General features: G+C 61.7%; 32 protein-coding genes. 23 read left to right on the top strand and 9 right to left on the bottom strand.

Annotation, left to right across the window (positions count from 1 at the left end; translation table 11 throughout):
- Positions 1 to 35: 35 nt before the first annotated feature.
- The 7 genes from Q0331_RS09890 to Q0331_RS09860 all read left to right on the top strand — a co-directional run bounded on the left by Q0331_RS09890 (position 36) and on the right by Q0331_RS09860 (position 6,105).
- Positions 36 to 812 (top strand): CoA transferase subunit A, encoded by a 777-nt coding sequence (locus Q0331_RS09890; RefSeq protein WP_239201854.1) that lies wholly within the window; start codon positions 36 to 38, stop codon positions 810 to 812.
- Positions 809 to 1,450, top strand: coding sequence for a CoA transferase subunit B (locus Q0331_RS09885; RefSeq protein WP_035009459.1), 642 nt, complete (start codon positions 809 to 811; stop codon positions 1,448 to 1,450). The genes Q0331_RS09890 and Q0331_RS09885 overlap by 4 nt, the downstream gene beginning before the upstream one ends.
- A 106-nt stretch (positions 1,451 to 1,556) precedes the next feature.
- Positions 1,557 to 2,750 carry an acetyl-CoA C-acetyltransferase gene (locus tag Q0331_RS09880; protein WP_269944379.1) on the top strand — a complete coding sequence of 398 codons (1,194 nt, stop codon included), beginning with the start codon at positions 1,557 to 1,559 and terminating at the stop codon, positions 2,748 to 2,750.
- A 21-nt stretch (positions 2,751 to 2,771) separates the two neighbouring features.
- Positions 2,772 to 3,539 carry an enoyl-CoA hydratase-related protein gene (locus tag Q0331_RS09875; RefSeq protein ID WP_298076182.1) on the top strand — a complete coding sequence of 256 codons (768 nt, stop codon included), beginning with the start codon at positions 2,772 to 2,774 and terminating at the stop codon, positions 3,537 to 3,539.
- Between the two features lie 110 nt (positions 3,540 to 3,649).
- Positions 3,650 to 5,077 carry a GntP family permease gene (locus Q0331_RS09870; RefSeq protein ID WP_298076181.1) on the top strand — a complete coding sequence of 476 codons (1,428 nt, stop codon included), beginning with the start codon at positions 3,650 to 3,652 and terminating at the stop codon, positions 5,075 to 5,077.
- A gap of 52 nt (positions 5,078 to 5,129) precedes the next feature.
- Entirely contained in the window at positions 5,130 to 5,537 is a 408-nt protein-coding gene (locus tag Q0331_RS09865) for a DUF2752 domain-containing protein (RefSeq protein WP_298076180.1), read from the top strand.
- Positions 5,538 to 5,631: 94 nt separating this feature from the next.
- Positions 5,632 to 6,105 carry a CD225/dispanin family protein gene (locus Q0331_RS09860; protein WP_298076179.1) on the top strand — a complete coding sequence of 158 codons (474 nt, stop codon included), beginning with the start codon at positions 5,632 to 5,634 and terminating at the stop codon, positions 6,103 to 6,105.
- Here Q0331_RS09860 and Q0331_RS09855 read toward each other — a convergent pair.
- The 6 genes from Q0331_RS09855 to rpmB all read right to left on the bottom strand — a co-directional run bounded on the left by Q0331_RS09855 (position 6,091) and on the right by rpmB (position 9,062).
- Entirely contained in the window at positions 6,091 to 7,038 is a 948-nt protein-coding gene (locus Q0331_RS09855) for an AEC family transporter (protein WP_298076178.1), read from the bottom strand. The genes Q0331_RS09860 and Q0331_RS09855 overlap by 15 nt on opposite strands.
- 24 nt (positions 7,039 to 7,062) lie before the next feature.
- On the bottom strand, positions 7,063 to 7,818 hold the full coding sequence (locus Q0331_RS09850) for an RDD family protein (RefSeq protein ID WP_298076177.1): 756 nt from the start codon (positions 7,816 to 7,818) through the stop codon (positions 7,063 to 7,065).
- A 267-nt stretch (positions 7,819 to 8,085) separates the two neighbouring features.
- Positions 8,086 to 8,334: a 30S ribosomal protein S18 gene (rpsR, locus tag Q0331_RS09845; protein WP_005293672.1), complete on the bottom strand. Its 249-nt coding sequence runs from the start codon at positions 8,332 to 8,334 to the stop codon at positions 8,086 to 8,088.
- Between the two features lie 15 nt (positions 8,335 to 8,349).
- The gene (gene rpsN, locus Q0331_RS09840) at positions 8,350 to 8,655 is read right to left on the bottom strand and encodes a 30S ribosomal protein S14 (protein WP_005293669.1); all 306 of its coding nucleotides are present in this window, start codon (positions 8,653 to 8,655) and stop codon (positions 8,350 to 8,352) included.
- Between the two features lie 3 nt (positions 8,656 to 8,658).
- On the bottom strand, positions 8,659 to 8,823 hold the full coding sequence (gene rpmG, locus Q0331_RS09835; RefSeq protein WP_005279910.1) for a 50S ribosomal protein L33: 165 nt from the start codon (positions 8,821 to 8,823) through the stop codon (positions 8,659 to 8,661).
- A gap of 2 nt (positions 8,824 to 8,825) precedes the next feature.
- Positions 8,826 to 9,062, bottom strand: coding sequence for a 50S ribosomal protein L28 (gene rpmB, locus Q0331_RS09830; protein WP_005293665.1), 237 nt, complete (start codon positions 9,060 to 9,062; stop codon positions 8,826 to 8,828).
- A gap of 461 nt (positions 9,063 to 9,523) precedes the next feature.
- Between rpmB and Q0331_RS09825 the strand changes: the two genes are divergently transcribed.
- The 7 genes from Q0331_RS09825 to Q0331_RS09795 all read left to right on the top strand — a co-directional run bounded on the left by Q0331_RS09825 (position 9,524) and on the right by Q0331_RS09795 (position 15,003).
- Positions 9,524 to 9,787, top strand: coding sequence for a type B 50S ribosomal protein L31 (locus Q0331_RS09825; RefSeq protein WP_005293662.1), 264 nt, complete (start codon positions 9,524 to 9,526; stop codon positions 9,785 to 9,787).
- Positions 9,788 to 9,862: 75 nt separating this feature from the next.
- Positions 9,863 to 10,030, top strand: a complete 168-nt coding sequence (rpmF, locus tag Q0331_RS09820; RefSeq protein WP_011273951.1) for a 50S ribosomal protein L32 — start codon at positions 9,863 to 9,865, stop codon at positions 10,028 to 10,030.
- A 145-nt stretch (positions 10,031 to 10,175) separates the two neighbouring features.
- A complete protein-coding gene (locus Q0331_RS09815; protein ID WP_034988140.1) occupies positions 10,176 to 10,871 on the top strand; it encodes a response regulator transcription factor in 696 nt (231 codons plus the stop codon).
- Entirely contained in the window at positions 10,868 to 12,421 is a 1,554-nt protein-coding gene (locus Q0331_RS09810; RefSeq protein ID WP_298076176.1) for a HAMP domain-containing sensor histidine kinase, read from the top strand. The genes Q0331_RS09815 and Q0331_RS09810 overlap by 4 nt, the downstream gene beginning before the upstream one ends.
- A 135-nt stretch (positions 12,422 to 12,556) precedes the next feature.
- Positions 12,557 to 14,026, top strand: a complete 1,470-nt coding sequence (locus tag Q0331_RS09805) for a S1C family serine protease (RefSeq protein WP_298076175.1) — start codon at positions 12,557 to 12,559, stop codon at positions 14,024 to 14,026.
- Between the two features lie 85 nt (positions 14,027 to 14,111).
- On the top strand, positions 14,112 to 14,765 hold the full coding sequence (locus Q0331_RS09800; RefSeq protein WP_298076174.1) for a molybdenum cofactor biosynthesis protein B: 654 nt from the start codon (positions 14,112 to 14,114) through the stop codon (positions 14,763 to 14,765).
- Position 14,766: 1 nt separating this feature from the next.
- Positions 14,767 to 15,003: a hypothetical protein gene (locus tag Q0331_RS09795; protein WP_298076173.1), complete on the top strand. Its 237-nt coding sequence runs from the start codon at positions 14,767 to 14,769 to the stop codon at positions 15,001 to 15,003.
- A 15-nt stretch (positions 15,004 to 15,018) separates the two neighbouring features.
- On the opposite strand, the gene mscL is transcribed toward Q0331_RS09795, so the two are convergent.
- Together mscL and Q0331_RS09785 are read right to left on the bottom strand one after the other, a co-directional pair.
- On the bottom strand, positions 15,019 to 15,453 hold the full coding sequence (mscL, locus tag Q0331_RS09790) for a large conductance mechanosensitive channel protein MscL (protein ID WP_298076172.1): 435 nt from the start codon (positions 15,451 to 15,453) through the stop codon (positions 15,019 to 15,021).
- A 51-nt stretch (positions 15,454 to 15,504) separates the two neighbouring features.
- Complete coding sequence (locus Q0331_RS09785; RefSeq protein WP_298076171.1) at positions 15,505 to 16,119, bottom strand: 5-formyltetrahydrofolate cyclo-ligase; 615 nt, start codon at positions 16,117 to 16,119, stop codon at positions 15,505 to 15,507.
- Between the two features lie 85 nt (positions 16,120 to 16,204).
- On the opposite strand from Q0331_RS09785, the gene Q0331_RS09780 reads away from it, so the two are divergent.
- The 6 genes from Q0331_RS09780 (at position 16,205) to Q0331_RS09755 (ending at position 21,958) form a co-directional block, all read left to right on the top strand.
- On the top strand, positions 16,205 to 17,122 hold the full coding sequence (locus Q0331_RS09780) for a UTP--glucose-1-phosphate uridylyltransferase (protein WP_298076170.1): 918 nt from the start codon (positions 16,205 to 16,207) through the stop codon (positions 17,120 to 17,122).
- Between the two features lie 10 nt (positions 17,123 to 17,132).
- Positions 17,133 to 18,434 (top strand): gephyrin-like molybdotransferase Glp, encoded by a 1,302-nt coding sequence (gene glp, locus Q0331_RS09775; protein ID WP_298076169.1) that lies wholly within the window; start codon positions 17,133 to 17,135, stop codon positions 18,432 to 18,434.
- 7 nt (positions 18,435 to 18,441) lie between these two features.
- A complete protein-coding gene (locus Q0331_RS09770; RefSeq protein WP_298076167.1) occupies positions 18,442 to 19,155 on the top strand; it encodes a GNAT family N-acetyltransferase in 714 nt (237 codons plus the stop codon).
- A gap of 109 nt (positions 19,156 to 19,264) precedes the next feature.
- Positions 19,265 to 20,701, top strand: coding sequence for a gephyrin-like molybdotransferase receptor GlpR (gene glpR / locus Q0331_RS09765; RefSeq protein WP_298076165.1), 1,437 nt, complete (start codon positions 19,265 to 19,267; stop codon positions 20,699 to 20,701).
- A 15-nt stretch (positions 20,702 to 20,716) separates the two neighbouring features.
- Entirely contained in the window at positions 20,717 to 21,139 is a 423-nt protein-coding gene (locus Q0331_RS09760) for a DoxX family protein (protein ID WP_080722694.1), read from the top strand.
- A gap of 36 nt (positions 21,140 to 21,175) precedes the next feature.
- The gene (locus Q0331_RS09755; RefSeq protein ID WP_298076164.1) at positions 21,176 to 21,958 is read left to right on the top strand and encodes a zf-HC2 domain-containing protein; all 783 of its coding nucleotides are present in this window, start codon (positions 21,176 to 21,178) and stop codon (positions 21,956 to 21,958) included.
- On the opposite strand, the gene Q0331_RS09750 is transcribed toward Q0331_RS09755, so the two are convergent.
- Complete coding sequence (locus Q0331_RS09750; protein ID WP_298076205.1) at positions 21,955 to 23,391, bottom strand: dolichyl-phosphate-mannose--protein mannosyltransferase; 1,437 nt, start codon at positions 23,389 to 23,391, stop codon at positions 21,955 to 21,957. The genes Q0331_RS09755 and Q0331_RS09750 overlap by 4 nt on opposite strands.
- 244 nt (positions 23,392 to 23,635) lie before the next feature.
- Here Q0331_RS09750 and rsmI point away from each other — a divergent pair, with 244 nt between their 5' ends.
- From rsmI to Q0331_RS09735, 3 genes are all read left to right on the top strand, one after another.
- Positions 23,636 to 24,559 (top strand): 16S rRNA (cytidine(1402)-2'-O)-methyltransferase, encoded by a 924-nt coding sequence (rsmI, locus tag Q0331_RS09745; RefSeq protein ID WP_298076162.1) that lies wholly within the window; start codon positions 23,636 to 23,638, stop codon positions 24,557 to 24,559.
- Positions 24,560 to 24,731: 172 nt separating this feature from the next.
- Positions 24,732 to 26,417, top strand: coding sequence for a BCCT family transporter (locus tag Q0331_RS09740; protein ID WP_298076161.1), 1,686 nt, complete (start codon positions 24,732 to 24,734; stop codon positions 26,415 to 26,417).
- Between the two features lie 48 nt (positions 26,418 to 26,465).
- Positions 26,466 to 26,874 (top strand): class I tRNA ligase family protein (locus tag Q0331_RS09735; protein ID WP_298076160.1); only part of this gene is annotated, 409 nt, incomplete at its 3' end.

Genomic DNA, 26,874 nt, shown 5'->3' with positions numbered 1-26,874 from the left:
GGGCCCAAACTGACTCAAACAGAAAGGAAGCAACCGTGAGCACCACAGCGCCACATCATTCAAAACTGCGCACTGCCGCGGAGGCAATCGCTGACATTAAAGACGGCGCCACCCTGGCCGTCGGCGGATTCGGGGTGTGCGGCATCCCGCAAGTTCTGCTCGAGGAGCTCAGCCGCGCGCAGGTTAAAGACCTGGAAGCGGTAAGTAACAACGCCGGCCTGGATGGCCGCGGCCTGGGGCTGCTGCTGGCGAACCACCAGCTGCGACGCATCGTGGCCAGCTACGTCGGCGAGAACAAGGAGTTCGCCCGCCAATACCTAGACGGCGAGCTCGAGGTAGAGCTCACCCCGCAGGGCACTCTGGCGGAGCGGCTGCGCGCCGGCGGTTCCGGCATCGGCGCCTTCTTCACCCGCACCGGCGTGGGCACGCTCGTCGCCGAGGGCGGCATGCCATGGAAGTACGACCAGGCGGACAAGACCAAGGTGGAGGTGGCTTCCCCTGCCAAGGAAACCCGCACCATCGACGGCGAGGACTATGTGCTGGAAACCGCCATCCGCGCCGACTTTGGCCTGGTCCGCGCCGCCGTCGCCGACAAGGACGGCAACCTGCGCTTCGCCAAGACCGCCCGCAACTTCAACCCCCTGGCTGCCATGAGCGGCAAGATCTGCATCGTGGAGGCCGAGAAGGTTGTGGAGGTCGGCGAGCTCGACCCGGACGACATTCACCTGCCCGGCGTGTTCGTCCACCGAATCGTGGAACTTTCCCCGGAACAGGCAGCCGACAAGATGATTGAAAAGGAGACCGTGCGATGACCGGCTGGACTAGGCAAGAAATGGCCGCCCGTGCCGCCCAGGAGCTCGAGGACGGCCAGTACGTAAACCTCGGCATCGGTATGCCCACTCTGGTGCCGAACTATGTGCCGGAGGGCGTGACCGTTTCTCTGCAATCGGAAAACGGCATGCTGGGCATCGGCCCCTACCCGGAAGCGGGCCACGCAGACCCTGACCTCATTAATGCAGGCAAGGAGACAGTGACGGCGCTACCCGGCACCAGCTACTTCGATTCCGCCCTAAGCTTCGGCATGATCCGCGCCGGCAAGATCGATGTCGCCATCCTCGGCGCTATGGAGGTCAACGCCCGCGGCGACATCGCCAACTGGATGGTGCCCGGCAAGATGGTCAAAGGCATGGGTGGCGCCATGGATCTGGTCGTTGGCGCGCGCCGGGTGATCGTCCTCATGGATCACACCACCAAGACCGGGGAGCCGAAGCTCATCGAGGAGCTCACTCTGCCGACTACCGGCCTCGGCGTGGTCGACCGGATCATTACTGACCTTGCGGTTTTCGACCGCGACGAAGATGGGCTGACACTGGTGGAGCTGGCACCTGGCGTCACCAAAGAAGAGGTAGAAGAAAAGACCGCAGTGCCGTTTAGGACGGCGCTGGGGTAGACCCCCAATCGGCTTCGCTGGGCCATCGTTCGTGCCATACTTGAGGGCACGACGCAGGCTTTTTTAAGCGATGACGCCACTAGTTTCGAAAGTTAGGATTTATCAGATGACCTTGCAGGAAGACCCGAAGGACATTGTCGTTGTAGGCGCAGCACGCACCCCGCAGGGACGCATGCTTGGCGCGCTGGCGAAGAAGAGCGCGGTCGATCTGGGCGCAGAGACCATCAAGGCTGTGCTGGAGCGCTCCGGTGTGGCTGCGGATGCCGTGGATTACGTGCTGATGGGCCAGGTTGTGCAGGCGGGCTCCGGACAGAACCCCGCGAAGCAGTCCGCGGTGGCCGCAGGCATCCCGATGAACGTTCCCGCTATGACGGTGAACAAGGTGTGCCTATCCGGCCTGGATGCCGTGATTAACGCCTCCCGCCTGATCCGTCTGGGCGACGCCAGCATCGTTGTCGCCGGTGGTCAGGAGTCCATGACGAATGCCCCGCACATCGCCGCGGGCGTGCGCGCGGGCAAGGGCTATGGCTCCCTGGCGCTGCAGGATTCCCTGGAGCGCGACGGCCTGTCCGACCCGAACGAGGGCACCGCCATGGGCCTGGAGACCGACGAGGGTAACGCCGAGCGCGGCATCACCCGCGAGGAGCAGGACGAGATCGCAGCCCGCTCCCACCAGCTGGCCGAGGCCGCTACCAACGATGGTGTCTTCAACGACGAGATCGTCTCCATCGAGGTCAAGGGTCGCAAGGAGACCGTGACCGTCTCCGCCGACGAGGGCATCCGCCCCGGCACCACCGCCGAGGGACTGGCGAAGCTGCGTCCGGCTTTTGTGAAGGACGGCACCATCACCGCCGCCTCTGCCTCCCAGATCTCCGACGGTGCGGCAGCCGTGGTGCTGACCACTCGCGAGAACGCTGAGGCCAAGGGGCTGGAGATCCTGGCCACCCTGGGCGAGTACGGCCAGACTGCCGGCCCGGACACCAAGCTGCACTCCCAGCCGTCGCAGGCCACCGCCGCGGCGCTGAAGAAGGCCGGCTGGGAGGCCAGCGACCTGGACTTCCTGGAGATCAACGAGGCATTCGCCTCCGTTGTCGCCCAGTCCATTAAGGACCTGGACTACCCGCTGGAGAAGACCAACATCCACGGCGGCGGCATCTCCCTGGGCCACCCGATCGGCGCCTCCGGCGCTCGCCTGGTGGTTCACGCGGCGCACGAGCTGAAGCGCCGCGGCTCCGGCAAGGCTGCCGTTTCCCTGTGTGGCGGCGGCGGTCAGGGCGACGCACTGCTGCTGTGGCGCTAGAAAGCTGACAGAGGAGAGACTGTGGCGAATATTTCAACGCATGTAGCCGAGCGGGTTGGGTTCATTGAGATAACACGGCCAGAGTCTCTCAACTCTCTGAGCCAGCAGACGCTGACGGACATACTCGAGGCCTGCATTAGCTTTGACGAATCGCGGACTGTTGGATGCATAGTCATTCACGGAAGTGAAAGAGCTTTTTCCGCCGGCGGTGACATTACAGAGATGGCGGAATACGATACGACTTCCGCCTACCTGGATGACATTTTCGACGCGAGTGAGCGCTTTTCCCGCATTAGGACACCGATCGTCGCAGCCGTCAACGGAGTTGCACTCGGTGGCGGATGCGAGCTTGCGATGGCCTGCGATTTCATTATCGCTGGTGACAAGGCGAGGTTCGGCCAACCTGAAATCAACCTCGGGATAATTCCCGGCATGGGTGGTACTCAGCGCCTAGCTTGGGCGGTTGGTAAGTCCAAGGCCATGGAAATGTGCCTGACCGGCCGCCTGATGTCTGCAGAGGAAGCCGAAAGCGCTGGCCTGGTGGCTAGGGTAGTGCCAGCTGATGAGCTGATGGATGTGGCCACCGACATTGCGAAAACCATCGCGAGTAAGTCGCTGGTCGCCTCCCGTGCCGCCAAAGAGGCGGTTAATGCGATGTTTGAAATGCCTTTGCAGCAGGGGCTGCGGTTTGAACGCAGGCTGTTCCATTCTCTGTTTGCCTCCGAGGATCAGACAGAGGGAATGGAAGCATTCATTGCGAAGCGAACCCCTGACTTCAAGCATCGTTAGTTCTTAAAACGAGTGTTCCCTTCGGGGAGCACTCTCTATTCATAATTAGGTTTGCAAAAGGAATATACCGCTGCGTGTAGCGGACTAGAAACTTTCTGAAGGAGGAGCGGATGTTCCTATCGATCCTGGGGATCATAGTCTCCCTAGCTCTACTGATTACTCTCGCCTACAAAGGCATGCCCGTCATTCTCGCGGGTCCGATTGCCGCGATCGTTTGCATACTTTTCTCTGGAGCCCCAATCCTGGCTTCCTATACGGAGATCTTTATGCCAGCGTTGGCGAATTTCGTCGGAAGCTACTTCGTTCTCTTCCTCTTGGGTGCGATCTTCGGCGTTCTGATGGCGGAGACGGGATATGCGAGGTCAATCGCAAAAACCATCACGAAATTCATCGGCTCCCGCAGTGCAATGGGAGCAGTCGTCATTACGTCGGCGTTGATGACCTACGGCGGTATCAGCCTGTTCGTCGTCGCATTCGTGATCTTCCCCATTGCGCTCGAGATTTTCCGTGAGGCCGGGATTCCCCGGCGCCTGATCCCGGGAACGATTGCGCTGGGCATTTTCACCTTTACGATGACCGCGCTGCCTGGATCGCCACAGGTACAGAACATCATTCCAGGGCAGTTCTTCGATACGAACTCTTATGCAGCTTCCGGGGTTGGCCTCTTGGGTGCGCTGATGATCTTCGGGCTGGGCCTTGCGTGGCTAGAATACCGGCGTCGCTCCCTCATTAAGTCTGGGGAAGGCTTCGAGATTCCTGAAAAGCTGAAGGGTGTTCCTCTCCTTGCAGGCGAGCAGTCCGATGAGGCCAAGACTGCTGTTGCAGTCTTGGAGCCGAAGGTGCACCCCATCGTTCCCTTCCTGCCAATTATGACCGTGATCGCAGTGAACTTCCTCTGCACGCTGGTGATCTTCCCGCGTCTCGATTGGTCGTACCTCTCGGAAGAGAAGTACGGCGGCGCTACAATTGAGGCTCGCGCAGGCCTCTGGGCTGTCATCGTCGGCATTGTATTGGCGATTCTGCTGCTCTCAGCTCTGAACCTGAAGAATATGCCGACCGTTATCACCGCAATCAACGCTGGTGCGAAGCAGTCCCTGCTGCCCATCTTCAGTACCGCATCTGAGATTGGTTACGGTGCGGTTGTGGCTTCGGTGGCAGGCTTTGCCGTTGTGCGAGATGCCGTCTTCAACATGGGTGCAAACGCCTTGGTTACGTCCGTGGTGACTACCTCCATTACAGCAGGTCTGACCGGTTCGTCCTCGGGCGGTATGACCATCGCCTTGAATGCCTTGGGCGAAGACTTGAAGACTATGGCTATGCAGGATGGCACCAGCCTTGAGCTAATGCACCGCCTGACAGCTATGGCTGCTGGAGGGTTGGATACACTTCCTCACTCCGGTGCAGTGGTGACACTATTGATCGTCTGCGGGCTTAACCACCGCCAAGGCTACAAGGACATTGGCATGGTCACCATCGTCATGCCATTGGTCAGCGTAGCGGCGCTGATGGGCCTGGTATCTATCACCGGCGCGTTCTAATAGTTGCTCTGATTTTTTGACGCCGCTTTTCCATAAAGTTACGGTTTGCGATGTGAAGCAGGTTTCTACAAAGCTGCTGCCGCTGGCAGTCGGCGCGGCAGCGGTATGTGCGTGCTGCGCCATAGCCGCAGCTGATCCGCAGACCCCGGGCGGGACGATCCCAGAATGCCCCACGAAGGCACTATTCGGATTCAACTGCCCCGGCTGCGGATCGATGCGCATGATCCAGGCGCTGGTTCAGGGAGACTTTGGCGCTGCACTGCACTACAACGCGGTGGGGATCCTCGCCGTCATCCTGCTGATTTGGAGCTGGTTAGCCTGGACCGCACGATCATGGGGGAAGCGGATTCCCAATTGGGAGCATTTCCGACATGCCCCCATGGCAGTGGGGCTAGTGATCGGGCTCTGGTTCATCGCGCGCATCCTGCCGTTCTCGCCGTTTCTAGAATTACGCGTATAGTTTCTTTCGGTTCGGGAACATTTTGCGCTGCTTTGGTATTTTAATGACGTATTTCAGTTACCAACCAACTCCAAGAAGTTAGCCGAGGAAGCTAGTGACCAACCCTTACGATCAGAACCCTTCCAACGAGGATCCTTTCGGCCAGCAGGGAAACCAGGGGTACCCCTACAACAGCGGGTACAACCAGAACCCGAGCCAGAACCAGCCCCCGAGTTACGGCAGCTATCAGAACAGCGGTTACCCGAATCAGTCCGCCGGCTACGGCGCGCAACTGGGTCAGAGTTACCAGCCGGGCGTGGGTAGCACCCCGCCGGATAACTGGATGTGGGCGACGATTCTAACTACCCTCCTGTGCTGCCTGCCCCTCGGCGCAGTAGGTATTTACTACTCCTCGCAGGTAGAAGGCCGCTGGTACCGCGGTGACTATGCAGGTGCACAGGATGCGTCGGACAAGGCGAAGAACCTGGCCATCGCATCCGCAGTGGTAGTTCCTGTCTTTATCTTCCTGTACTTCGGCATTTTCGTCGGAGTCCTGGGCCTAAGCTTGAGCGAACTATCTGAAACTTAGAAGCACCATAATCAGCGCCATCACCGGTAGCGCGAGCCCCGTGGAAACCACCGCGGTGTCTCGCGCTAGAACTTTATTCACACCGAAACGCTGGGCGTAGGTGAATACGTTTTGCCCGGTCGGGAGAGCCGCCAGGAGAACCATGGCCAAAAGCAACTGAGACGAGGCGTCACAAAGAAAGACACCGTAGAACGCGGCGACGGCGGGATGCACGACGGTCTTGACCAACGACGCCGCCCATACGGAGCGACGGGGTGATAGTCCGGGCTGGAGCACACGTACCTCCGCCATGGACATACCGAAGGCGATCAGTGCGCAGCCGACGGTGGCGTCCGCGATGATCCCCAGCGGATCCGCGACAATCGTCGGCAGGATAAAGTCCGTGTTGTGCTGCAACAGGGAGATGACGATGCCGATGGTGGCGCCGATGATCAGAGGGTTCTTCAGGATCGTCAGCAGGGTAGAACGCACAAAGTTCGTGGTCTGCTTGCCGGTGCGCATATCCAGGGCCAGTACACTCAGCGGGCCGTAGAAGCCGACCTGGAAGAGGATCACCGGAAGGGTGAGCGTGGGGTCGTCCATCAAATGGGCGGCTAGTGGGATGCCCAGGTTGGAGCCGTTGCAATAGGTACAGGCCAGCATCGCGATGATGGAATCCTCGGTGGACCGTCGCGTAATCCAGCGATAGCCGAGGAATGCCAAGAAGCCCGTGGTGAGCGTGGACAGAGCCACGACCAGAAGGTTTGGGCCGAAAAGCTGGGCAATGTCCGTCTTAGACATGAACGAGATTAGCGTGCAGGGTAGCGCGATCCAGAACACGAACATGTTCAGGGTATAGACCGCATTGGGGCCTAAAAGCCGAAGACGCCCTACTCCGAAGCCGATCGCTATGACGAAGATGACGACGGCAAACCCGGAGAGGACGTTCAACATGAGGCTATGTTAAGTGTTTGCGCCTTAAGCGCAGTAGTCGCGACCTGAGTTAACCCCGTAGTACGCGGACTTGTCCACTACGTAGGCGTTGGCGAACTTATCGGTGAAGGACTGCTTCTCCGGGCTCTGGCCAATAGTCACGCCCACGGCAATATAGATAGCCACCTGCGCAAAAGCACCTACGGTCGGGATCATACCCAGGATCGCGCCGATGATGTACCAACCGTTGCGCTTCAGCGACTCGACCGGCTGGATGTTCTGCCCGTCGGCGGTAACCACACGGGCGCCGATAGCCATCTTGCCGAGGGTGGCTCCCTTCTTGGACTCCATGAGAACACGGTAGGTCAGCCAAACGACCAGCATGATGATGCTGGAGATCATCACCTTGGTGGTCGGGTAGGGGACGTCCACGGCATCGGGGGATTCTGCATTGACGGTGGCCTGGAACCAGTCCATGAGCTCCTGACCGGCGATAGCGAACATCACAATGCTGCCGATAACCACCTGCACCAAGAGGCTGTCGATGATGAGCGCCAGAAGGCGCTTCCAGGCGCCCGGGCGGTCGTTGCCGAACATGGCACCGTTGTTGGCCGCAGCATTCGGGAATGCGGGCGCGCCATAAGCATTGGGATCCCCGGTGCCGTAGCTGCTCTGTTCAGCGCCGTAACCGGCCTGCTCGTAGGGGTTGGAGTCGCCGGAGTTTCCGCCGGTGTAGCTGTTGTAATCCGGCAGATCATTGGAACCAAAGTCGCCGTTGGGATAGTTGTTGTTATTGCTCAACTGCAGGCTTCCTAACTGTTGTTCGGCTTGCGTCCGATATGGGGCCAGCGCCCCTTCTCAACCCGGCGGGTAAGGGGAGCGCTTAAGAGTTTTACTGTGCAAGCTTAGCGAAGAAAGCCGCCAGGCCGCCGAACGGGTGGCAAAAAGGCACGAAAAAGACCCGCCGCCTAGCTCGCGCTTTCGCACGGGGCGGTGGGTCTTGATCGTGTCTGTTAAACGTCTCCAGGCTGCAGCCTTACGCTGCTAGCCCGAAAGGGCACAGCCGGCTTAGCGGCTGTGGAAGGGCAGCAGTGCCATCTCGCGCGCGTTCTTCACGGCGGTGGCAACCTGACGCTGCTGCTGCGGGGTCAGGCCCGTCACGCGGCGAGAGCGAATCTTGCCACGCTCGGAGATGAACTTACGCAGCAGGTCGTAGTTCTTGTAGTCAACCGTCTCAATGCCCTCGGCCTTGAGCGGGTTCTTCTTCGGGCGGCGGGACTGTTCCATCCGCGCCTTCTTCATGTTGGTGCGCTTCATTGTGAAAGCTCCCCCTTACCAGCTGGACTTGCGTACGCCCGGCAGCTCACCGCGGTGAGCCATGTTGCGGACACGTACACGGGACAGGCCGAACTTACGCAGGTAGCCGCGCGGGCGGCCATCAGCTGCATCGCGGTTACGGACGCGAACTGGGGAAGCATCGCGGGGCTGACGGTTCAGCTCCCACTGTGCATCCAGGCGCTCCTCGTCGGTGCTGTTCGGGTTCTTGATGATCTTCTTGAGCTCAGCGCGACGCTCCGCGTAGCGGGCGACGATTTCCTTGCGCTGCTCGTTCTTCGCGATCATGGACTTCTTAGCCATAAACTATCGCTCCTCGCGGAATTCGACGTGCTTGCGGGCAATCGGATCGAACTTCTTCAGGGTGATGCGATCCGGGTTGTTGCGCTTGTTCTTACGGGTGACGTAGGTGTAACCGGTGCCAGCCGTAGACTTCAGCTTGATGATTGGGCGGATATCGTTACGTGCCATAGTTAGATCTTCTCCCCACGGGCGCGGATCTTGGCAACGACAGACTCGATGCCGTCACGGTCAATGGTCTTCAGGCCCTTGGTGGACACGTTCAGCGTGATGGAACGGCCCTCAGAGGGCAAGTAGAACGTACGGCGCTGGATGTTCGGGTTCCAGCGACGGTTCGTGCGGCGGTGCGAGTGGGACACAGACTTGCCGAAGCTCGGCTTGCGCCCCGTGACCTGGCAATATGCCGACATGGGTTTTCTCCTTCCGCCGGAGATCTCAGGTGCCTGCGCCGCGCACTTCCAAAACCCATGGTTAGACGGGCCAAGAGTTTTAGGTGGTGGGGCGCTGCATCTAGCGTATCTAGCCTAAAATCTGTCCGGCGATGACGTTTACATAGACAACAGCGGGAGCTAACTTTACAGCACCGTCGCGCCATAACCTAATCGCTGTTTCTGACGCCCCTACGCCCCAGTTCGCCCCATTCCAGCTAGGGAAACGCGATTTTCTTTATGGCCTTATCTTTCGCTATGATAAACCCTCGTTGTGCGACCGACTTTGTCGCGCCCAAAATCCACCCGCTTAGCGGGATGGCCTGAAGGGCGTCAGTAAGAGAAGGCGCGCTGCTTTTTATGACCCGACTCAGGCACGACCCGCGCGAGTAGCGCACGGGACCGACCTGATGTACACGTACCTAAGGGAATAAGAGGAAACCATGAAGAAGGATATCCACCCCGACTACCACCCCGTAGTCTTCAAGGACGCGAGCACTGGCCACCAGTTCATCACTCGCTCCACCGCTACCTCCGACCGCACCGTTGAATGGGAAGATGGCAACGAGTACCCGCTCATCGTCGTTGACGTGACCAGCGAGTCCCACCCCTTCTGGACCGGCGCTCAGCGCGTCATGGATACCGCCGGCCGCGTGGAGAAGTTCCAGCGTCGCTACGGCAACATGACCCGCCGCAAGAAGAAGTAAGACCTCTTCACACCACGAAGATCACAAGAAACCTATTTCACACTTTCAATACCTTTAATTAGGAGGTAGAAGACAATGGCAGTTCCGAAGCGCCGTATGTCCCGTGCAAACACGCACTCCCGCCGTTCCCAGTGGAAGGCCGACAACGTTGCTCTGCAGCACGTTAAGGTTCAGGGGCAGGATGTTCAGATTCCTCGCCGTCTGGTGAAGGCAGCTCAGCTGGGTCTCATCGACCTGGATTAATACGAGCCCAGTAGCGTTACCCCGTCACACATGCACGTGTGGCGGGGTTTTGCATTGGCGAAACAGGCCTAAGAAATGCTGAGCTTTCCTTAAAAATGTGGGTCCGCACGGGCGTTATGCCAATTTCATAGGCACAATGGAGCACATGAAGATTCTTGTTGTAGATGATGATCAGGCCGTGCGCGAATCCCTGCGCCGTTCCCTGATCTTCAACGGCTACACCGTCGTCCTGGCAACGGACGGCGAGGAGGCCCTTAAGCTCATCGCTGACGAACGACCGGACCTGGCCATCCTCGATGTGATGATGCCAAAGAAGGACGGTCTGGACGTATGCCGCGAGCTGCGCAGCCACGGCGACGACCTGCCGATCCTGCTGCTAACCGCCCGCGATTCCGTCGAGGAGCGAGTCGCCGGCCTGGATGCCGGTGCAGATGACTACCTGCCCAAGCCTTTTGCTCTGGAGGAGCTGCTGGCTCGCACCCGTTCTCTGTTCCGCCGCGCGGCGCGTCCCGCGATTCAGGAAGGTGAGGCACACGAGCCGTTGCGCTTCGAGGACCTGACCCTGAACCCGGAGACACGCGATGTTTTCCGCGGAGACCGACAGATCAGCCTGACCCGCACGGAGTTCGCCCTGCTGGAGCTGCTGATGAACAACCCGCGCAAGGTGCTTTCTCGCAACACCATCCTGGAAGAGGTCTGGGGTTATGATTTCCCAACCTCCGGAAACGCGCTGGAGGTCTACATCGGCTACCTGCGCCGTAAGACGGAGGCCAACAACGAGACTCGTTTGATTCACACTGTTCGTGGGGTGGGCTACGCGCTGCGTGAGACCGCACCGTGATCCTGCGTAGGCTCCCGGAGGATTACCTCGCGGTAGAGCCCGAGCACGCCTCTGCAGAGAACGGGGGCACGGACACTCGAGGAGATAGCAGGAGGGACCGGCTGATCCAGTCCCTCCGTTTTTCCGTGCGCGGACTATCTCTGCGCACGCGACTGGCTGCCCTCACCGCCATGGTGGTGATGCTGTGTATCGCCATCATCACCATCTCCTCCTACGCCACCGTAAAGCAGGTGCTGTCGCAGGAGATGGATAAGACGCTGCAGACGCAGGCCCAGGCTTACATCGACTCGGGCTTTGAGTTTCCGGTCAGCGAGACAGGGGAGGGCGACGACTACCGCCCCCGCTTCTTCGACGCCGATAACAACATGAGTGTCCTCGTCGTGCCCGCTGACCAGGCGGGACGGCAGGCAGACGTGTACAAGTTCGAGGGCATCCTCAGCCCCAACGAGATCTCTGTCCTCGTCGGCGACGACCCCTACACTTTTGAATCGGAAGGCGACAAGCGCAGCTTCGCTATCGGCGCCCTTGACGGTCGCGTGATCGTGCTGCGCCTGGACATCGCATTTACGAACCAGACGCTGGAATCCCTCTGGTTGGTTCTGATCCTGATTGCGGTGACCGGCTTCATCGCCTCCATCATCGCGGGCATCGCGGTCGCGAACTCCGGCATTCAACCGATCACCCGCCTGCGCCGAGCGGCCGACGAGGTTTCCCGTACCGGCGAACTGCGCCAGATCCCCGTCTATTCCCATGACGAGCTCGGATCCCTCACGGACTCTTTCAATAACATGATGAACGCTCTCCAGGAGGCTCAGACGAAGCAGAAGAATCTCGTCGCGGATGCTTCGCACGAGCTTAAAACACCGTTGACTTCGCTGCGCACAAACGTGGAGCTGCTGATGTTGGCGTCACAAAGAAAAGACGGCGAAGGCCCCGGCATCAGCGAGGAAGACCGCAAGGACCTAGAGCGCGACGTGATCGCGCAGATCGACGAGATGAGTGGGCTGATCGGCGACCTGGTGGACCTTGCCCGCGAGGACTCCAACCCGGTGGTTCTAAGCATCGTCGAGATCTCCGAACTCATCACCCTGGGTATTGAACGCGTGCAGCGGCGCCGTCCGGACGTGACCTTCGATACGCACCTGATTGAGTGGCACCTGCGGGGAGATGCCTTCGCCCTGTCGCGCGCGCTGCTGAATCTGCTGGATAACGCGGCGAAGTGGTCACCAGAGGGCGGTGTGGTACGCGTCTGGATGCAGCCGATTGTTGTTGAGGAAGGGGACGCCGCAGGCTCCGATACCGGCGCTTCAGCGCATCAGGAAGTGGAGATCCGAGTGGCGGACTCTGGCCCCGGCATTCCAAAGGAGGACCGGGAGAATGTCTTCGACCGCTTCTACCGTTCGATCCAGGCGCGTTCGATGCCTGGTTCCGGCCTGGGGCTGGCGATTGTCAAGCAGGTCATCGAGCGGCACCACGGGGTGATCGTGGCCGATGAGTCGGACGACGGTGGTGCCCTGATGCGTGCGGTGTTGCCGGGAGAGCCGAGTTAGCTGGAATTAGACGGGGGTTTTGGGAACTTTTCTCTAAGGTTTTTCCTTAAACTGGCAGAAAAACTACAGCATTCGTAGTGCTGAACTACATACATAACGGACATACTGGTCGCTATGGACGAAAGGGAACACAATATGGGTGATAACAACTCGGGGGACGGGCAGCGGATGCCCGGCGAACCGGACTTTTCTAACCGTGGCCAGAAATCGGTGCGAGGGGGCGGCGGGCCGCAGGGTGGAGTTCACCGGGACCACATGCGCTGGGAGGCACAGCAGAGGCCGATGCAGGAGCCTGCCACTCAGGTAGGGCCGGCAGCGCAGCCAGCACAGCCGAGCTCGCAGCCCTTCCCACAGCAGCAGAGGCCACAGCAGTCGCCGCAGCCAACACCCGTGCAGGCTCCGCCGCAGCCGCCGCAGAGGCCTACAACACCGGCGGTGCCGGGGCAGGAAACTTTCGCAGATCCGTACCAGCCCCAGCTGAGCAGCCAGCCGCAGGAAAAGAAGCGCTGGTCCACCCCGGCTGTTGCAGCACTGCTGCTGGCGGGTGCTGTAGTTGCTTCCGCAGTCACATACGTGGGCATGGATTCGATCAACGGCAACCAGGCCAGCAACAACGCCACATCTTCCTTCGATAACTCCAACAGCGGTGGCAAGTCTTCGCAGGATAAGAAGGCCTCCAACCCGGTGAAGCCGGGCAGCACCACTGACATTGCCAACAAGGTTCTGCCCTCTGTGGTTTCCATCCGAGTTATGACGCCCCGAGGCGGAGAAGAAGGTTCCGGCTCGATCATTTCCTCCGACGGCTTGATCCTTACGAACAACCACGTAGTCGCGGGTGCCCAGGACGGGCGCGCGAAGATGGAGGTTACCCTCAACGACGGCCGTACCCTCGAGGCAGAGGTGGTGGCCACCGATCCGCCCACGGATATTGCGGTTATCAAGGCTAAGGACGTCACGGACCTGCAGCCCATCGAGTTCGGCGACTCGGACATGGTGAATGTCGGCGAGGACGTAATGGCGATCGGCTCCCCACTGGGACTGTCAGCCACGGTAACCACCGGCATCGTTTCGGCGAAGAATCGCCCCGTTCAAGCCTCGGGTGAGGACGGCGGCGAGGCCTCCCTCATCGACGCGATCCAAACCGATGCCTCCATCAACCCCGGTAACTCCGGCGGTGCCCTGGTGGACATGGAGGGCAAACTCATCGGCATTCCCTCCGTCATTGCTTCGACCGGTGGCGGGGAAGTGGCCGGTTCCATCGGCCTGGGTTTTGCCATCCCGATCAACCAGGCAGAGCGCATCTCCAAGCAGCTGATCGACAACGGCAAGGCCGAGCACCCGATCATCGGTGCGAAGGTCGATACCCGCTCTAACGAGAACGGTGCCGTCATCGCGGATGTGAACAAGGACAGTCCTGCGGATAAGGCGGGCTTGAAGAAGGGCGATCTGGTTACTCACGTGGATGACCGGCGCGTGGATTCGGGCGTGGGGCTGATCGCAGCTATCCGTTCGCACGCCGTGGGCGACAAGGTAAAGCTGAAGGTCAAGGACGGCCCCGATGGCGAGGAACGGGAGGTCGAGCTGACGCTCACCACCGCCGAGTAAACCCCCATTCCCGTTCGCCTGTACAGCCGAGGGCGAACGGGATACTTTATTAGTTACATCCATTTATCGATTCAGGAGGATCGCCGTGCCAGCTCGGAAGGCTAAGAAAGGGTCTGCGGATATCAACGCGGACATCAGCGACGTTATGGCCATGAGTTCCGTCGATCACACGCAGGTGGACCGTCTGGCAGAGGAGATCCCGGAGCCGGACGATGCACTGTTCCACACCCTGGATGCCCAGGAGCGCACCCGAGAACAGCTCAGCAACGAGCCGCCTCTGCGCGCCATGGTCGTGCTGGTCACCGACTTTCCCGAGGAAAAGGCCAAGAACGGCGAGCTGGTTGCAGAGCTGCTGGCAGAGGAAGGCTTCCTCGTCGATGCCGTGCTGAACGTCGAGTCCCGCAAGTCCGCAATCCGCAAGGTAATCCAGACCGCTGTGGTCGGCGGTGCCGATCTCGTCGTCACGATCGGTGGCACTGGCACTGGCCCGCGCGATAAGACTCCGGAGGCCACCCGCGCTGAGCTGGACCGCAAGGTCCCGGGCATCGCTGAAGCTCTGCGCGCCTCCGGTTTGGCGGCTAACTCCCTGGATGCGGGCCTGTCCCGCGGAGTCGCCGGTATTTCCGGTTCGACCGTGGTGGTCAACATTGCCGGGTCCCGCGGCGCGATCCGCGATGGCATGGCAACTCTTGGCCCCCTGGTTCGCCACGTTGTTGGCGACATGAATAACCGGGCCTAGCATGAGCACCGGCCGCTCAGGTAAGGGCCAGCCGGACCGCCGCCGTCGCCGGTTCTACGGCAAGGTAGGCAAAGCCGGCCAGGCTGGGGGTTCGGGTTCTTCTTTTATTGACACCATCGCTTCCGGCAAAGCAAAACCCCACTCAAGCCCTTCACGGGATGAGTGGGGTGACGATCGCCCTTCCGCAGAGCAGGAGCGCCGCTTCCTAGAGGAACAGCGCCCGCCGCATTGGGGCTAGCGGGGCTGGGGCACGTTAGTTTTCTGCGTGCTTGCCGGTCGGCTCTGCCTCGCCGCCACGCTGCTCCACCAGCAGGTCGCGGATCTCGGCCAGCAGCTCGGTCTCAGTAGCTGCAGCCTCCTCCGGCTCGATGCCCTTGCGGCGAGCGTTCAGCTCAGCCAGCTTGTTCATCGGCATGATCATCACGAAGTAGATGACGGCAGCGATGATCAGGAAGTTAACGGCAGCAGTCAGGACAGCGCCGATGTTGACGAACGTTGCATCGTTGCCCTCGCGGAGGTGGAAGCCCATTCCGAACTCGGGGGAGCCGCCGACTGCGGCCAGGAGCGGCTCGACGATGCCGTTGGTGAAAGCGGTGACGATGGCGGTGAAGGCACCGCCGATAATGACGGCTACGGCAAGTTCCATGACGTTGCCGCGCATGATGAACTTCTTAAAACCTTCAAGCATGGTGCAAAAGACCTTTCTTGTCCGCGACCTAGCGCAGACCTTGCAAAGCGACTAAAAAATGGGGAAGTATCCGAGGTCGTTGATCACAGCATCTACGACCAGATCGTGGTCTTGGCAGGGAACCTCGCGGGTGAATTCTTCGTGGTCTACCACAGCCCATACCTTCACATGCGATGGGCGATTGGCAAGAGTTCGATCATAGAAGCCACCGCCCTGTCCGAGCCGTGTCCCATAATAATCAATCGATAGAGCAGGTGTAACTATTACATCTGCGCATGTCGGGAAAGTGTGAATTACATTACTCACTGGCTTCCCCACCGGCTTCCCCACCGGCTCGAGTATTCCCCACGTGCCCTCGACGAGGTTTGGGTTGTCCGGCTGATATTCGATCCATTCGAGACTGGGGGCGTCACCACGAACAACGCGAGGAAGCAACACCCGCGCTCCAGTGCGCGCCAGAGTATCGGGAAGATCCGCGCCGCCCGGCTCACCCGGGAGGGGGACATATCCGCAGATGGTGGAAGGTGTGCAGGGGAGTTCCGCGAGAGCGTCCAAGAGGTGAGTCTGAATGCTTCGGTCGCGTAAGGGGCGCTCGTCGAGGCGGTCGACGCGGGCAGCGCGCACCTGGGCGCGGGCGCGCTTCTTCAGGTCAGCGGGGGTACTCATCGCCTAAGAGCCTACTGCAAAGGAAAATCTCCTTAAGTGGTGTGTAGAGCACGAAACCCGGAGCCTAAAGCGCTACTATTCCGGCATGACTTCTAGCCCTACGATCTCCACGTCCGAGCAAGCCGCACTGCGTACCGTCGTGGTCCCGGCCGCCGGGCTTGGAACCCGCTTCTTGCCCGCCACCAAAACCGTTCCCAAGGAACTGCTGCCCGTAGTGGACACTCCCGGGATCGAACTGATCGCAAAGGAAGCCGCCGATGCGGGCGCGGACCGCTTGGCGATCGTGACGGCTCCGAAGAAGGGTGGGGTGCTTGGGCACTTCGATACCGACGAAGAGCTGGAGCGCACGCTAGAACTGCGCGGCAAGACCGACCAGCTGAACAAGGTGCGCGCCACCGACGGGCTGATCGACGTGGTGGCTGTCGAACAGGAAAAGCCACTCGGCCTGGGGCACGCCATCGGGCTGGCCGAAGAGGTGCTGGATGACGATGAGGAATGCTTCGCCGTTATGCTGCCAGACGACCTGGTGCTGCCGATGGGTGTGATGGAGAAGATGCTGGCCGTGCGCAAGCAGTACGGCGGATCCGTGCTGTGTGCCTTCGAGGTGCCGCGCGAGGAGACGAGCAACTACGGAGTCTTCGAGATCGACGAGGCGGACCACGCCGACGTGAAGATCGTGAAGGGCATGGTGGAAAAACCGGCCGTCGAAGATGCTCCGTCCAACTTCGTAGCCACCGGGCGCTACCTGCTGGATCGACAGGTTTTCGACGCGCTGCGCCGTACCAAGCCGGGCAAGGGCGGGGAAATCCAGATCACCGACGCCATTGAGCTGATGATCACCGAGGGGCACCCCGTGCACATCATCGTCCACCACGGCCTGCGCCATGACCTAGGCAACCCGGGTGGGTACATTCGAGCTTGTGTCGATTTCGCGCTTCAGAATGAGACATATGGCCCCAGCCTGAAGACCTGGCTGCGGGAGCGCCTGAATCAGGAAAACTAGGGACAACAACATGCGATCGGTCGAAGAACAACTGGCAATCATCACCTCGGCGGCGGTGACCCCTGAGCCAGTGCGCATCGCCATTACCGAGACCCTGGGGCTGCGCTGCGCCGAAAGGGTCGAGGGTGCCGAACCGCTGCCCGGATTCGACCAGGCCGCCATCGATGGCTATGCCGTGCGCAGCGTGGACATCCGCCAAGCGTTGGCAGTTGCCCGGGGCGGCGACCCCGACCGTGACCCAGAAGATGCTGCGGCCGCAGAGAACACCAGCGGTGTAAAGGAAACCCTGCCGATCGTCGGCGACGTGACCGCCGGTTCCCTGCGCCCGATCCGTTTGCAGCCGCGCCAGGCAGTGCGCGTGGAGATGGGCGCACCTCTGCCGACGCTTGCGGATTCCGTGCTTCCGCTGGACTGGGTGGAAAAGGAAGGCCGCAAGATCCGTCCACTGGAGGCCATCGCCTCCGGCGAGTTCGTGCATCGGAAGGGCTCCGACGTGCAGCCCGGCGACGTTGTCGTGGAGGAAGGCGCCGTCATCGGCGCCGCCCAGGTGGGCTTGCTGGCCGCCGTGGGGCGATCCAAGGTGCTGGTTTACCCACGCCCGCGCCTGTCCGTGCTCTCCTTCGGCCGCGAGCTGCTGGACATCGACCGCGACCCGGCGGTGGGCCAGGTTTACGACGTGAACTCCTATGCCCTGGCCGCCGCCGCCCGCGAAGCCGGCGCGGACGTGCACCGCGTGGGCATCCTCAGCGGCGAGCCGCGCAAGATGCGCGAGGTGCTGGAAAGTCAGCTGTTACGCTCCGAGGTTGTGGTGATCTCCGGCGCGGTGGGAGGTGCGGCCAGCGACGAGCTGCGGGAAATCCTCTCCGAGATGGGGGAGATGGACATCCAGCGCATCGCCATGCACCCGGGTTCAGTCATGGGCTTCGGCACGCTGGGGCAGGACAAGGTGCCGACCTTCCTGCTGCCGGCCAACCCCTCCGCCGCCCTCGTTTCCTTTGAGGTCATGGTGCGCCCACTGGTGCAGCTGATCCGTGGCCGCCGTCAGGCCACCCGCCGCGTGGTGCCCGCCCGCACGATCGCAGGTATCGCCTCGGCCCCTGGCCGCCGTGGCTTTATCCGCGGCCAGTTGATGCGCGACCGGGAGACCCGCGAGTTCCTGGTGGATCCCCTCGGCGCCGTGAACGGCGGCGAGCCGACCCACCTGCTGGGCAGCCACGGGCAGGCCAACTGCCTGATCGTGGTGCCGTCCGACGTGACGGACGTGGCGCCGGGGCAGGAAGTGGACGTGCTGTTCCTCAGCAACAAGGATTAGCCCACCCGTGCTTCACCGACTGCGCGCCGCCTTCGCCCCCTCCGCGGCGCCCGAACAGCGCTCGCGAACCGTTTTGAGCCGTGGGCACATGTACGGAGATCTTAATGACGCCCCCGCGGCCGCCCTTCCGGTAACTTTGCGTCCCGTGCGAGCCACCGACGGGGCGCAGTGGAGCGCCGCTCGGATCGAAGACCAGAGACTACTGCAGCCTTTTGAGCCGACCGTGCAAGGGGACTGGGAAGCAGCGCACAGCCCGCAGGCCTGGCGGCAGACTTTCCACAACCTGCAGGTCCTGTCCGCCGATCGCCTGCTGGTGCCGATGGTCATCGACATTGACGGGGAGTTCGCGGGACAGCTGACGATCGGCAATATCCAATACGGAACCGTATCCAGCGCCTGGATTGGCTACTGGGTGCACTCACGGTTCCAGGGCCACGGTGTGGCCACCGCGGCGGTAGCGCTGGGCGTGGACTTGGGGATGCAGGTAGTGGGGCTGCACAGGATAGAGGCTACGGTCATGCCGGAGAACGTGGCGTCCAGAAAAGTCCTAGAGAAAACCGGCTTCCGCATCGAAGGGCAGCTACAGCGAAACCTGCACATCAACGGCGAATGGCGGGACCACCTACTGGTGGCGCAGACGCAGGAGGAAACGGCGCCGGACGGGGTGGTGCGCAGGCTGGTGAACCGCGGAATCTTGGGGCTGGCTGTGAACCGAAACTAGCCTCGGCGTGGCGAGCGCGGATATAGGGATTACGCGGGTAGCGTGGCAAGCACTTGACCATTCACGCTGCCCGCATAAGCTTCACAAACTTCGAGGAGAACTGATACACGTGTCCGGCTCCCTTTTGCTCATTGCCGCCGTTTGGTTGGTGCTGCTGGCGCCGCTTCTGCTGCGTAACCAGAAACCCGTGCGACGGACTGCCCAGGCACTGAGCGAGACCCGCGTACTGCACCGAGGCGGCAGCACCCTGAAGGCGAAGCGCAAGCTCAAGCCGGCCGAGGGCCTGTACATGTCCTCTGATGACGACGAGCTGGAGCTGGTCGACGCAGAGCCGGAGTATGTCCTGCTGGAGGACGAAGACTCTGTAGTCGGCACGAAGTCGGGCAAGCCGCGGGGACTGCGGGCGCTGATGAACGCGAAGGGCAGTGAGCGCAGCGCGGATAGTAAGGGCAACGAGCGCAGCGCGGATGCCGAAGTCGTTGACGGCGAAGTGGTAGACGCTGAGATGGTCGATGCTGAGGTAGTGGACGCCGAAGCAGCAGATGCCGAGGCGAAGACCACCGAAGCGACCGAGCAGACGGCCGCGAACGCCGATGAATCTGACGCAGCAGATAAGGGCTCCGGCAGGGGCGCTGAGAAGGGCTCCGAGAAGGTCGTGGCAGCGGCATCTGCGGGCAGCGCAGTGCGTTACACCGCCCAGGATGAAATGGACACCGGCGAGTTCTCCCCGGTGAAGAAGGCGGAGTTGAGCGCCGACGCTGCGGCGGCAGGCGCTGAGTCTGCTAAGTCTTCTGAGTCCGCTGAGTCCGCTGAGTCTTCTGAGTCCAGCGACTCCAGCGATTCCACGGAGCACGCCGAGCAGTCCGAAGAGCAGAGCGCCCGCCAGGCCGCATACGCCGCAGTCCCGACTGAGTACGTTCGCGGTGGGGACGTGAAGGCGTCACCAGATTTGGTAGACCACGTCGATGAAGCACCGACGGGCAAGAACCTGGACATCCTCGAGGACTCCGACGAGCTGAGCGAGGCCGACCTGCAGTACCTGGCCTCCCGTCGTGGCCGCGGCGTGTACGACCCGGTAGCCTCCGCGCGCCTGGCCCGTGAGCGACAGAACCGCCGCAAGAAGGTGCTGCTGGTACTGCTGGCACTGTGCGCCCTGACCTTCGGCGCCAGCCTGGCCCTGGGTAGCGGCGTATGGCTGACCTTCGTGGCCATGGTGGCCTTCACCGCCTTCTACCTGGTGATGCTTCGCCGCCAGGCCATCGAGGAGCGCGAGCTGCGCCACCGCCGCCTGGTGCGTATGCGCCGCGCCCGCCTGGGCGTGCGCAACACGGAGGACGACGAGCTGGGCGTGCCGGATCGCCTGATCCGCCCGGGCGCCGTGATCCTGGAAACCGACGAAAACGACCCGGCCTTCAGCAACCTGGAGTACGCCGACGGCAGCGACTTCTTCGACGTACCGGGCGGGGTCTCCGACGCGGGCGCGCCATCCGCTTCCGCCGCAGACGAGGAATACCTCGATCCGCGCTCCGGCATCCGCGCGGTCTAGGAGTAAACCTCCCGCATGCTCAACCACCCTGCAGCGCGTGACGCGGCCCTGCTGCTCCTGCGCCTTGTCACCGGCGTGATCTTCATTGCCCACGGCTGGAAGAAGGTCTTCATCGACGGCATGGGCGGAGTAACCGGAACCGTCGCCACCTTCGACCGCCTGCACATTCCACAGCCAAAGGTCAGTGCCTGGGCAGCGGCCAGTTTCGAGATGCTAGGCGGCGCGATGCTCATCGTTGGTTTGCTGACCACGGCAGTCGCAGGACTCTTCGCCATCTACAGCGCACTGGTACTGTACTTCGTGCACTGGTCCAACGGTTTCTTCGTCGCCGATGGGGGCATGGAGTTTGTGCTGCTCCTGGTCGTCTCGCTTATGATGATTGTTGTTTTCGGCGCGGGGCGCGCGAGCCTGGACAAGGCTCTCTCGCGCTTCGGCTGAAGTTGAGTCAAGCACGCAAGAGGCGGGATTAAGCGCATGGACTGTCAAGCGGTCAGAACCTCGATGTCCGCCCGGCTCGACGGCGAAACCGCCGAGCTGTCCGACGACCTAGTCGACGCGCACCTAGCCGCCTGTGAAGACTGCCAACGTTGGTATGCCACCGTCACCGCGCTGGGCCGCCGGATGAACGTTTCCGCCACCCCAACGGATGATGGCCCCACGACGGAGCCGGGCGATGAACAGAAAGCGGCGCTCCTCGCACAGGTGCTCGAACAGGCCGATCGCAACCCCCAGATCAGCGGAGACCTGCGTCGCCGTCAGTTGCCCCTTTACTTTGGTCGCTTCGCTCTTGTTGCGGTGGCGCTGGTTTATGTTGTGTGGGGCCTGTCGCTGTTGTTCGGCTCGCCTATTGGGGATGACGCCGACTCGTCTCAGCTCCGACTAGTCTCCGACGCGGCGACGATGCGCTTTGCGCTGGCCGGTGGCCTCCTGTGGGCAGCTTGGCGCCCGAAAGGGGCTGCCGCAGTGTTGCCGATCTACCTGGGGTTATGGGCTTTCGGTCTGGGGTTTGCAACGCGGGAGATCGTGCTGAGCATGGTCGGGGAAGGTGGCAGCCTGGCCACCCTCTGGCTGCTGCTGGTGCACTTGGCGGCGGTCGTGGCCCTGGTCGTGGTGTGGGCTGGCAGGCAGAACGTGTTCATGCCGCTGCAACAGTCGCTGCGCGCGCTGATGGCCCAGCCGGTGAACTTCAGCCCGAGCGACGCCCGACGCAACTCCACCTTCGAGCTCGGCGAGCCGCGACCGCGGGGCTGGGATTAGCGCCAGGAAGGCAGCCACATCCGCATGTCGAAAGCGAAATCGGAAAGTGGAGTGGCCGTGTAGATCGGCAGGAAGTAAAGAAAGTTCCAGACCACCAGCATCAGGTAGATCACTACCAGCAGCTGGCCAGGGCGAGCTTTCACGAAGGCTTTGGGGGAGGAGTGCGGCTGGGCGGCAACGCCCGGGCGCTGCCAGCACAGTAGCTGCCCCAGAGCCATCGCCAGCGCAATCGCCAGGAACGGAGCCAAGTTAGCTGCGTAGAACAGGTACATCTGGCGATCGAGGTTGACTAGCCAGGGCAGGAAGCCGGCTGCAAAACCGATGACGGGAACCACCCATCGGCGATCCTTGTGCACTATCAGGCACCACAGTCCCCATAGCATGACGGGCACGCAGAACCACCAGATAGCGGGGGTGCCGACCAGCAGGATCACCTTGTGGATGCCCTCGTCGCTGGACGGGTTGTAGTACATCAGCGAACGGCTGGAAACCAGCCAGGACCACGGCTTGGACTCCCAGTTGTGGTGGTGGCCGTTAGAGTTCGTCAGCTCCGTGTGAAAGCGCATGACGGACACGTGATAGTAGATGAAGTTCTGCAGGGTATCGGGCAGGAAAGACCAGAACCAATCCCCGGTGGTGTTGGTGTACTGCTCGGACTCCACGGCGTGGCGGAACACGCCGGTTTCGGAGGCGAACCAGGCCCGCCAGCTGACCAGGTACAGGATCGCGGGGACGATCACGATGGAGAAGAAGGAGGGCAAAGCATCGAAGAAGGCGGTCCCGAGGAGGGGACGGCGCACGCCGAAACGGCGGCGTCGAAAATAATCAACCGCAACAATCGTCACCCCGAAGAAGGCCATGTAGTACAGGCCATTCCACTTCACCGAGAGCGACAAGCCCAGCGCCACGCCCGCGGCGAAACGCCACCAGCGGTAGCCCATGCGCGGGCCGAGGGCGAAATCGTGGATCCGCTCAGCGGCCCATACGCGCTGGAAGCGGGCCTCCATCTGCTCGGCATCTCGCACCGCGAAATAAGTCGCCAGGCACACCAGGAATACTTGGAAGTGGTCCAGCATGGCCGAGCGCCCCGTGACGAAGAGGATGCCGTCGCACAGGGCAATAATGCCGGCGAACAAGCCGATGAGGTCGGACTTCGACACTCGGCGCGCAATCGTGGCAATCAGCAGGATCGTCACCACAGCCAGCAGGGCGGACATGATTCGCCAACCCCATGGCGTATAGCCGAACACCGCCATGCCCAGCGCCTCGAGCTGTTTGCCCAGGGGCGGGTGGACGACCAGACCGTAGCCTGGATTGTCCTCAATGCCGCCGATTAGTGGGTTAGACCAGCTCTGCAGAATCTGCCAGGCCTGCGGCACATAGTGCTTTTCGTCGAACACCGGGGTGCCCGCGTCGGTGGGGCGCTGCAGCATGAGCAGGCGACTGAGCGCGCCGAACAGGCCGAGGACAATCAGGATGCCCTTCCACCGGGTGAAGGCGAACGTGCGCCGGCCGGACGCAGCGGTAGGCACGCGACGGGTCACGTCGGTCGTGTCGCGCTGGTCGGCGGACACTTCATGGCTGTCCGCTAGCGGGGGAGTCGGTGTGGTCGGCACGAAAGCCAACTGTAGTAGAAGCTCCGGACAATCGGACGCACTGGCGGGCATACTGGCGGGTATGAGTGAACCCGTAGAAGCCAAGCCCCTCCCCGCAGACGCAGTCGCTGCGCTGCTTGCCCGCGCCGCCGAGAATCGACCTCTGCCGCAGGGGGGAATCATCTTGGCGGCCACGCCGCTGGGCAATCCGCTGGATGCTTCGGTGCGGCTGATCGACGCTCTGGCCAGCGCAGACATCGTGGCAGCGGAGGATACTCGCCGCACCCGGGCGCTCGCGGACACGCTGGGAGTGGAGATTTCCGGTCGAATCTACTCCAACTTCGACCACAACGAGGCCGAGCGGGCGGAGTTCTTCGTCGAGCAGGCCGAGCAGGGTCGGCGCGTGCTGGTGGTGACAGACGCCGGCATGCCCTCCGTCTCCGATCCCGGTTTCCCGCTGGTCGTCGCTGCCCGTCGTGCTGGAGTGCCGGTGACATGCCTGCCGGGCCCTTCCGCGGTGCCGACCGCTCTGGCACTGTCTGGCCTGGGGGTGGGGCACTTCGCGTTCCTGGGCTTCGCCCCACGCAAGGACGGCGCCCGGCGTTCGTTTTTTAGTTCTTTTAGTGACGCCCCCTACGCCGTCTGCTTCTTTGAATCCCCGTATAGGCTGGCGAAGACTCTGCAGGTGGCAGCCGAGGAGTTGGGGGATCACCGACAAGCGGCGGTGTGCCGCGAGCTGACGAAGACCTTTGAAGAGGTGAAGATTGGCGGGTTACGCGAGCTGGCCGAGTGGGCGGAGAGCGGTGTGAAGGGGGAGATCTGCGTGGTGGTGGATGCCGCGGACGAGCAGGCGGAGCCGGACGTGGAATCGTTGGTCGAGTTGGTGGAGCAGAAAGTGGCGGAGGGGGAGCGTCTGAAGGCGGCGGCCGGAGACGTGGCAAAGGCCAAGGGCGTGAGCAAACGTGAGCTCTATGAAGCTGTGCTGCGCGGACGCGAGGAAAATTAGAGATTTTTAAAATTTTTTAGCTGAGCTGAGAGGTGGGTGGCCTGTGTGGGAGATAAGGGCAGGTGAATAGGGGGTTAGGGGAGATGGAAGCCGGGGCTAAAGGCGTCGTCCGGACGTGGTTGGGGCACCACTGCGGTTGAAAAGCGCACGCAATACCCCCCAGTATTGAGGAATGACTGTATCAAGAGAAGAAGCAACGCCGACTGAGGCTGATCAGGAACAGTCCATCGACTGGGTGGTCACGGGCTGCGCGGCAGCCCTCATCCTGGCTGTCGTGCTGTGGGGCGTATTTGGTGGCGATAGCTTCGCCGCCTTCGCCTCGACGGCGTTGAGCTATGTCGTAGGTGACTGGGGCTGGCTGTATGTCCTCGCCGGCACGGTGTTTGTAGGGTTCATTCTGTTCATTGCGTTCAGTAAGTTCGGGCACATTCGCCTGGGCAAGGATAACGAGCCGCCGGAGTTCAATAGCATTTCCTGGGTGGCCATGATGTTTGCCGCAGGCATGGGCATTGGCCTGATGTTCTACGGTGTGACCGAGCCACTGACTTACTACCGCGACGGCGTGCCGGGGGAGCAAAAGAACGATGTGGCTAGCTCCTTCGCCTCCACGCTGTTCCACTGGGGCCTGCACCCATGGTCGCTGTACGCCATCGTGGCGCTGGCCATTGCTTACGGCACCTTCCGTCTGGGCCGTAAGCAGCTGCTGTCCGCGGCGTTTATTCCGTTGATCGGGGAGAAGCGCGCCGAGGGCGCGCTGGGCAAGATCATCGATATTGCCGCCATTTTCGCGACGGTCTTCGGTACCGCGGCTTCCCTGGGCTTGGGTGCAGTGCAGATCCAGTCCGGCCTGGGTGCCACGGGGCTGATTTCTAATCCTGGCACGTGGGTGATCGTCGGCACCATCGTGATCCTGGGGCTGTGCTTCTTGGCTTCCGCTGCTTCCGGCGTGGGCAAGGGCATTCAGTACCTGTCCAACACCAACATGGTTCTGGCTGGTCTCATTGCGCTGTTTGTCTTGATTCTCGGGCCGACCGTGGTGATTCTGAACCTGATCCCGACCTCCCTGGGTAACTACCTGTCCCAGTTCTTCCAGATGGCCGCCCGCACCGCTAACTCCGGCGATGGTGCGGATGAGTGGCTGGGTACCTGGACCATCTTCTACTGGGCATGGTGGGTCTCCTGGTCTCCGTTCGTCGGCATGTTCGTCGCCCGCATTTCCCGCGGCCGTACGATCCGCGAGTTCGTGTGTGTCGTCCTGATGGTTCCAACCATGGTGACCATCATCTGGTTCTCCATCTTTGGCGGCGCTGCCGTTAATGCGGAGGAAACCGGCAATTCCATCTGGGGCGATGGCGAGGCCACCAGCCAGCTGTTTAACCTGCTGCAGACCCTGCCGATGGGACAGGTAGCAAGCATCGTTGCGATGATCCTGCTGGCTACCTTCTTCATTACCTCCGCAGACTCCGCCTCCACCGTCATGGGTTCCATGTCGCAGCGTGGACAGCTGGTCGCCAACCGTGGCGTCACTGTGCTGTGGGGTGCGCTCACCGCGGGTATCGCCCTGATGCTGCTGCTTACCGGCGGCGACGAGGCACTGACCAACCTGCAGAACGTGACGATCATCGCCGCCAGCCCGTTCTTGCTGGTGATTATCGCCCTGATGTTCTCCATCTACAAGGCTCTGTCTAACGACCAGCTGTACCTGGACGAAAAGGCACAGCGGGAATACGCCCTGCGTATGGCTCGCGAGCGTCGCATCAACCAGTCGAGCGAAGCTAAGGCCGCTAAACGCAGCCGTCGTTACGGCGGGAGTGATGTTCCGCAGGCCGTCGCAGACGGCAACGCAGAGCATTCCTAAGCCGGGCTGCTTTCGCGTCGTAGTAGGGGATCACCTAATCTAAGGGTTATGTCGAAACGAGTTCTCACCTCAGTTGCATGGCCCTACGCTAACGGCCCCCGCCACATCGGCCACGTCGCCGGATTCGGCGTGCCTTCGGACGTTTTCGCGCGTTATCAGCGAATGGCTGGCAACGAGGTACTCATGGTTTCGGGCACCGACGAGCACGGCACCCCGTTGCTGGTGCAGGCGGAGAAGGAAGGCACGACCGTCCAGGAGTTGGCGGATCGCTACAACCGCATCATCGTCGAGGACCTCGCGGGCCTCGGCCTTTCTTATGACCTGTTCACCCGCACCACCACCCGCAACCACTACGCGGTCGTGCAGGAGCTCTTCACCGGCCTGTACAACAACGGCTACATGGTCACTCAGACCACCCGCGGTGCCATCAGCTCGTCCACGGGCCGTACTCTCCCGG

Origin of the sequence: uncultured Corynebacterium sp., from assembly GCF_937999985.1 — a bacterium.
Classification (GTDB): domain Bacteria; phylum Actinomycetota; class Actinomycetes; order Mycobacteriales; family Mycobacteriaceae; genus Corynebacterium.
This window is presented reverse-complemented; position numbering and strand designations above follow the sequence as displayed.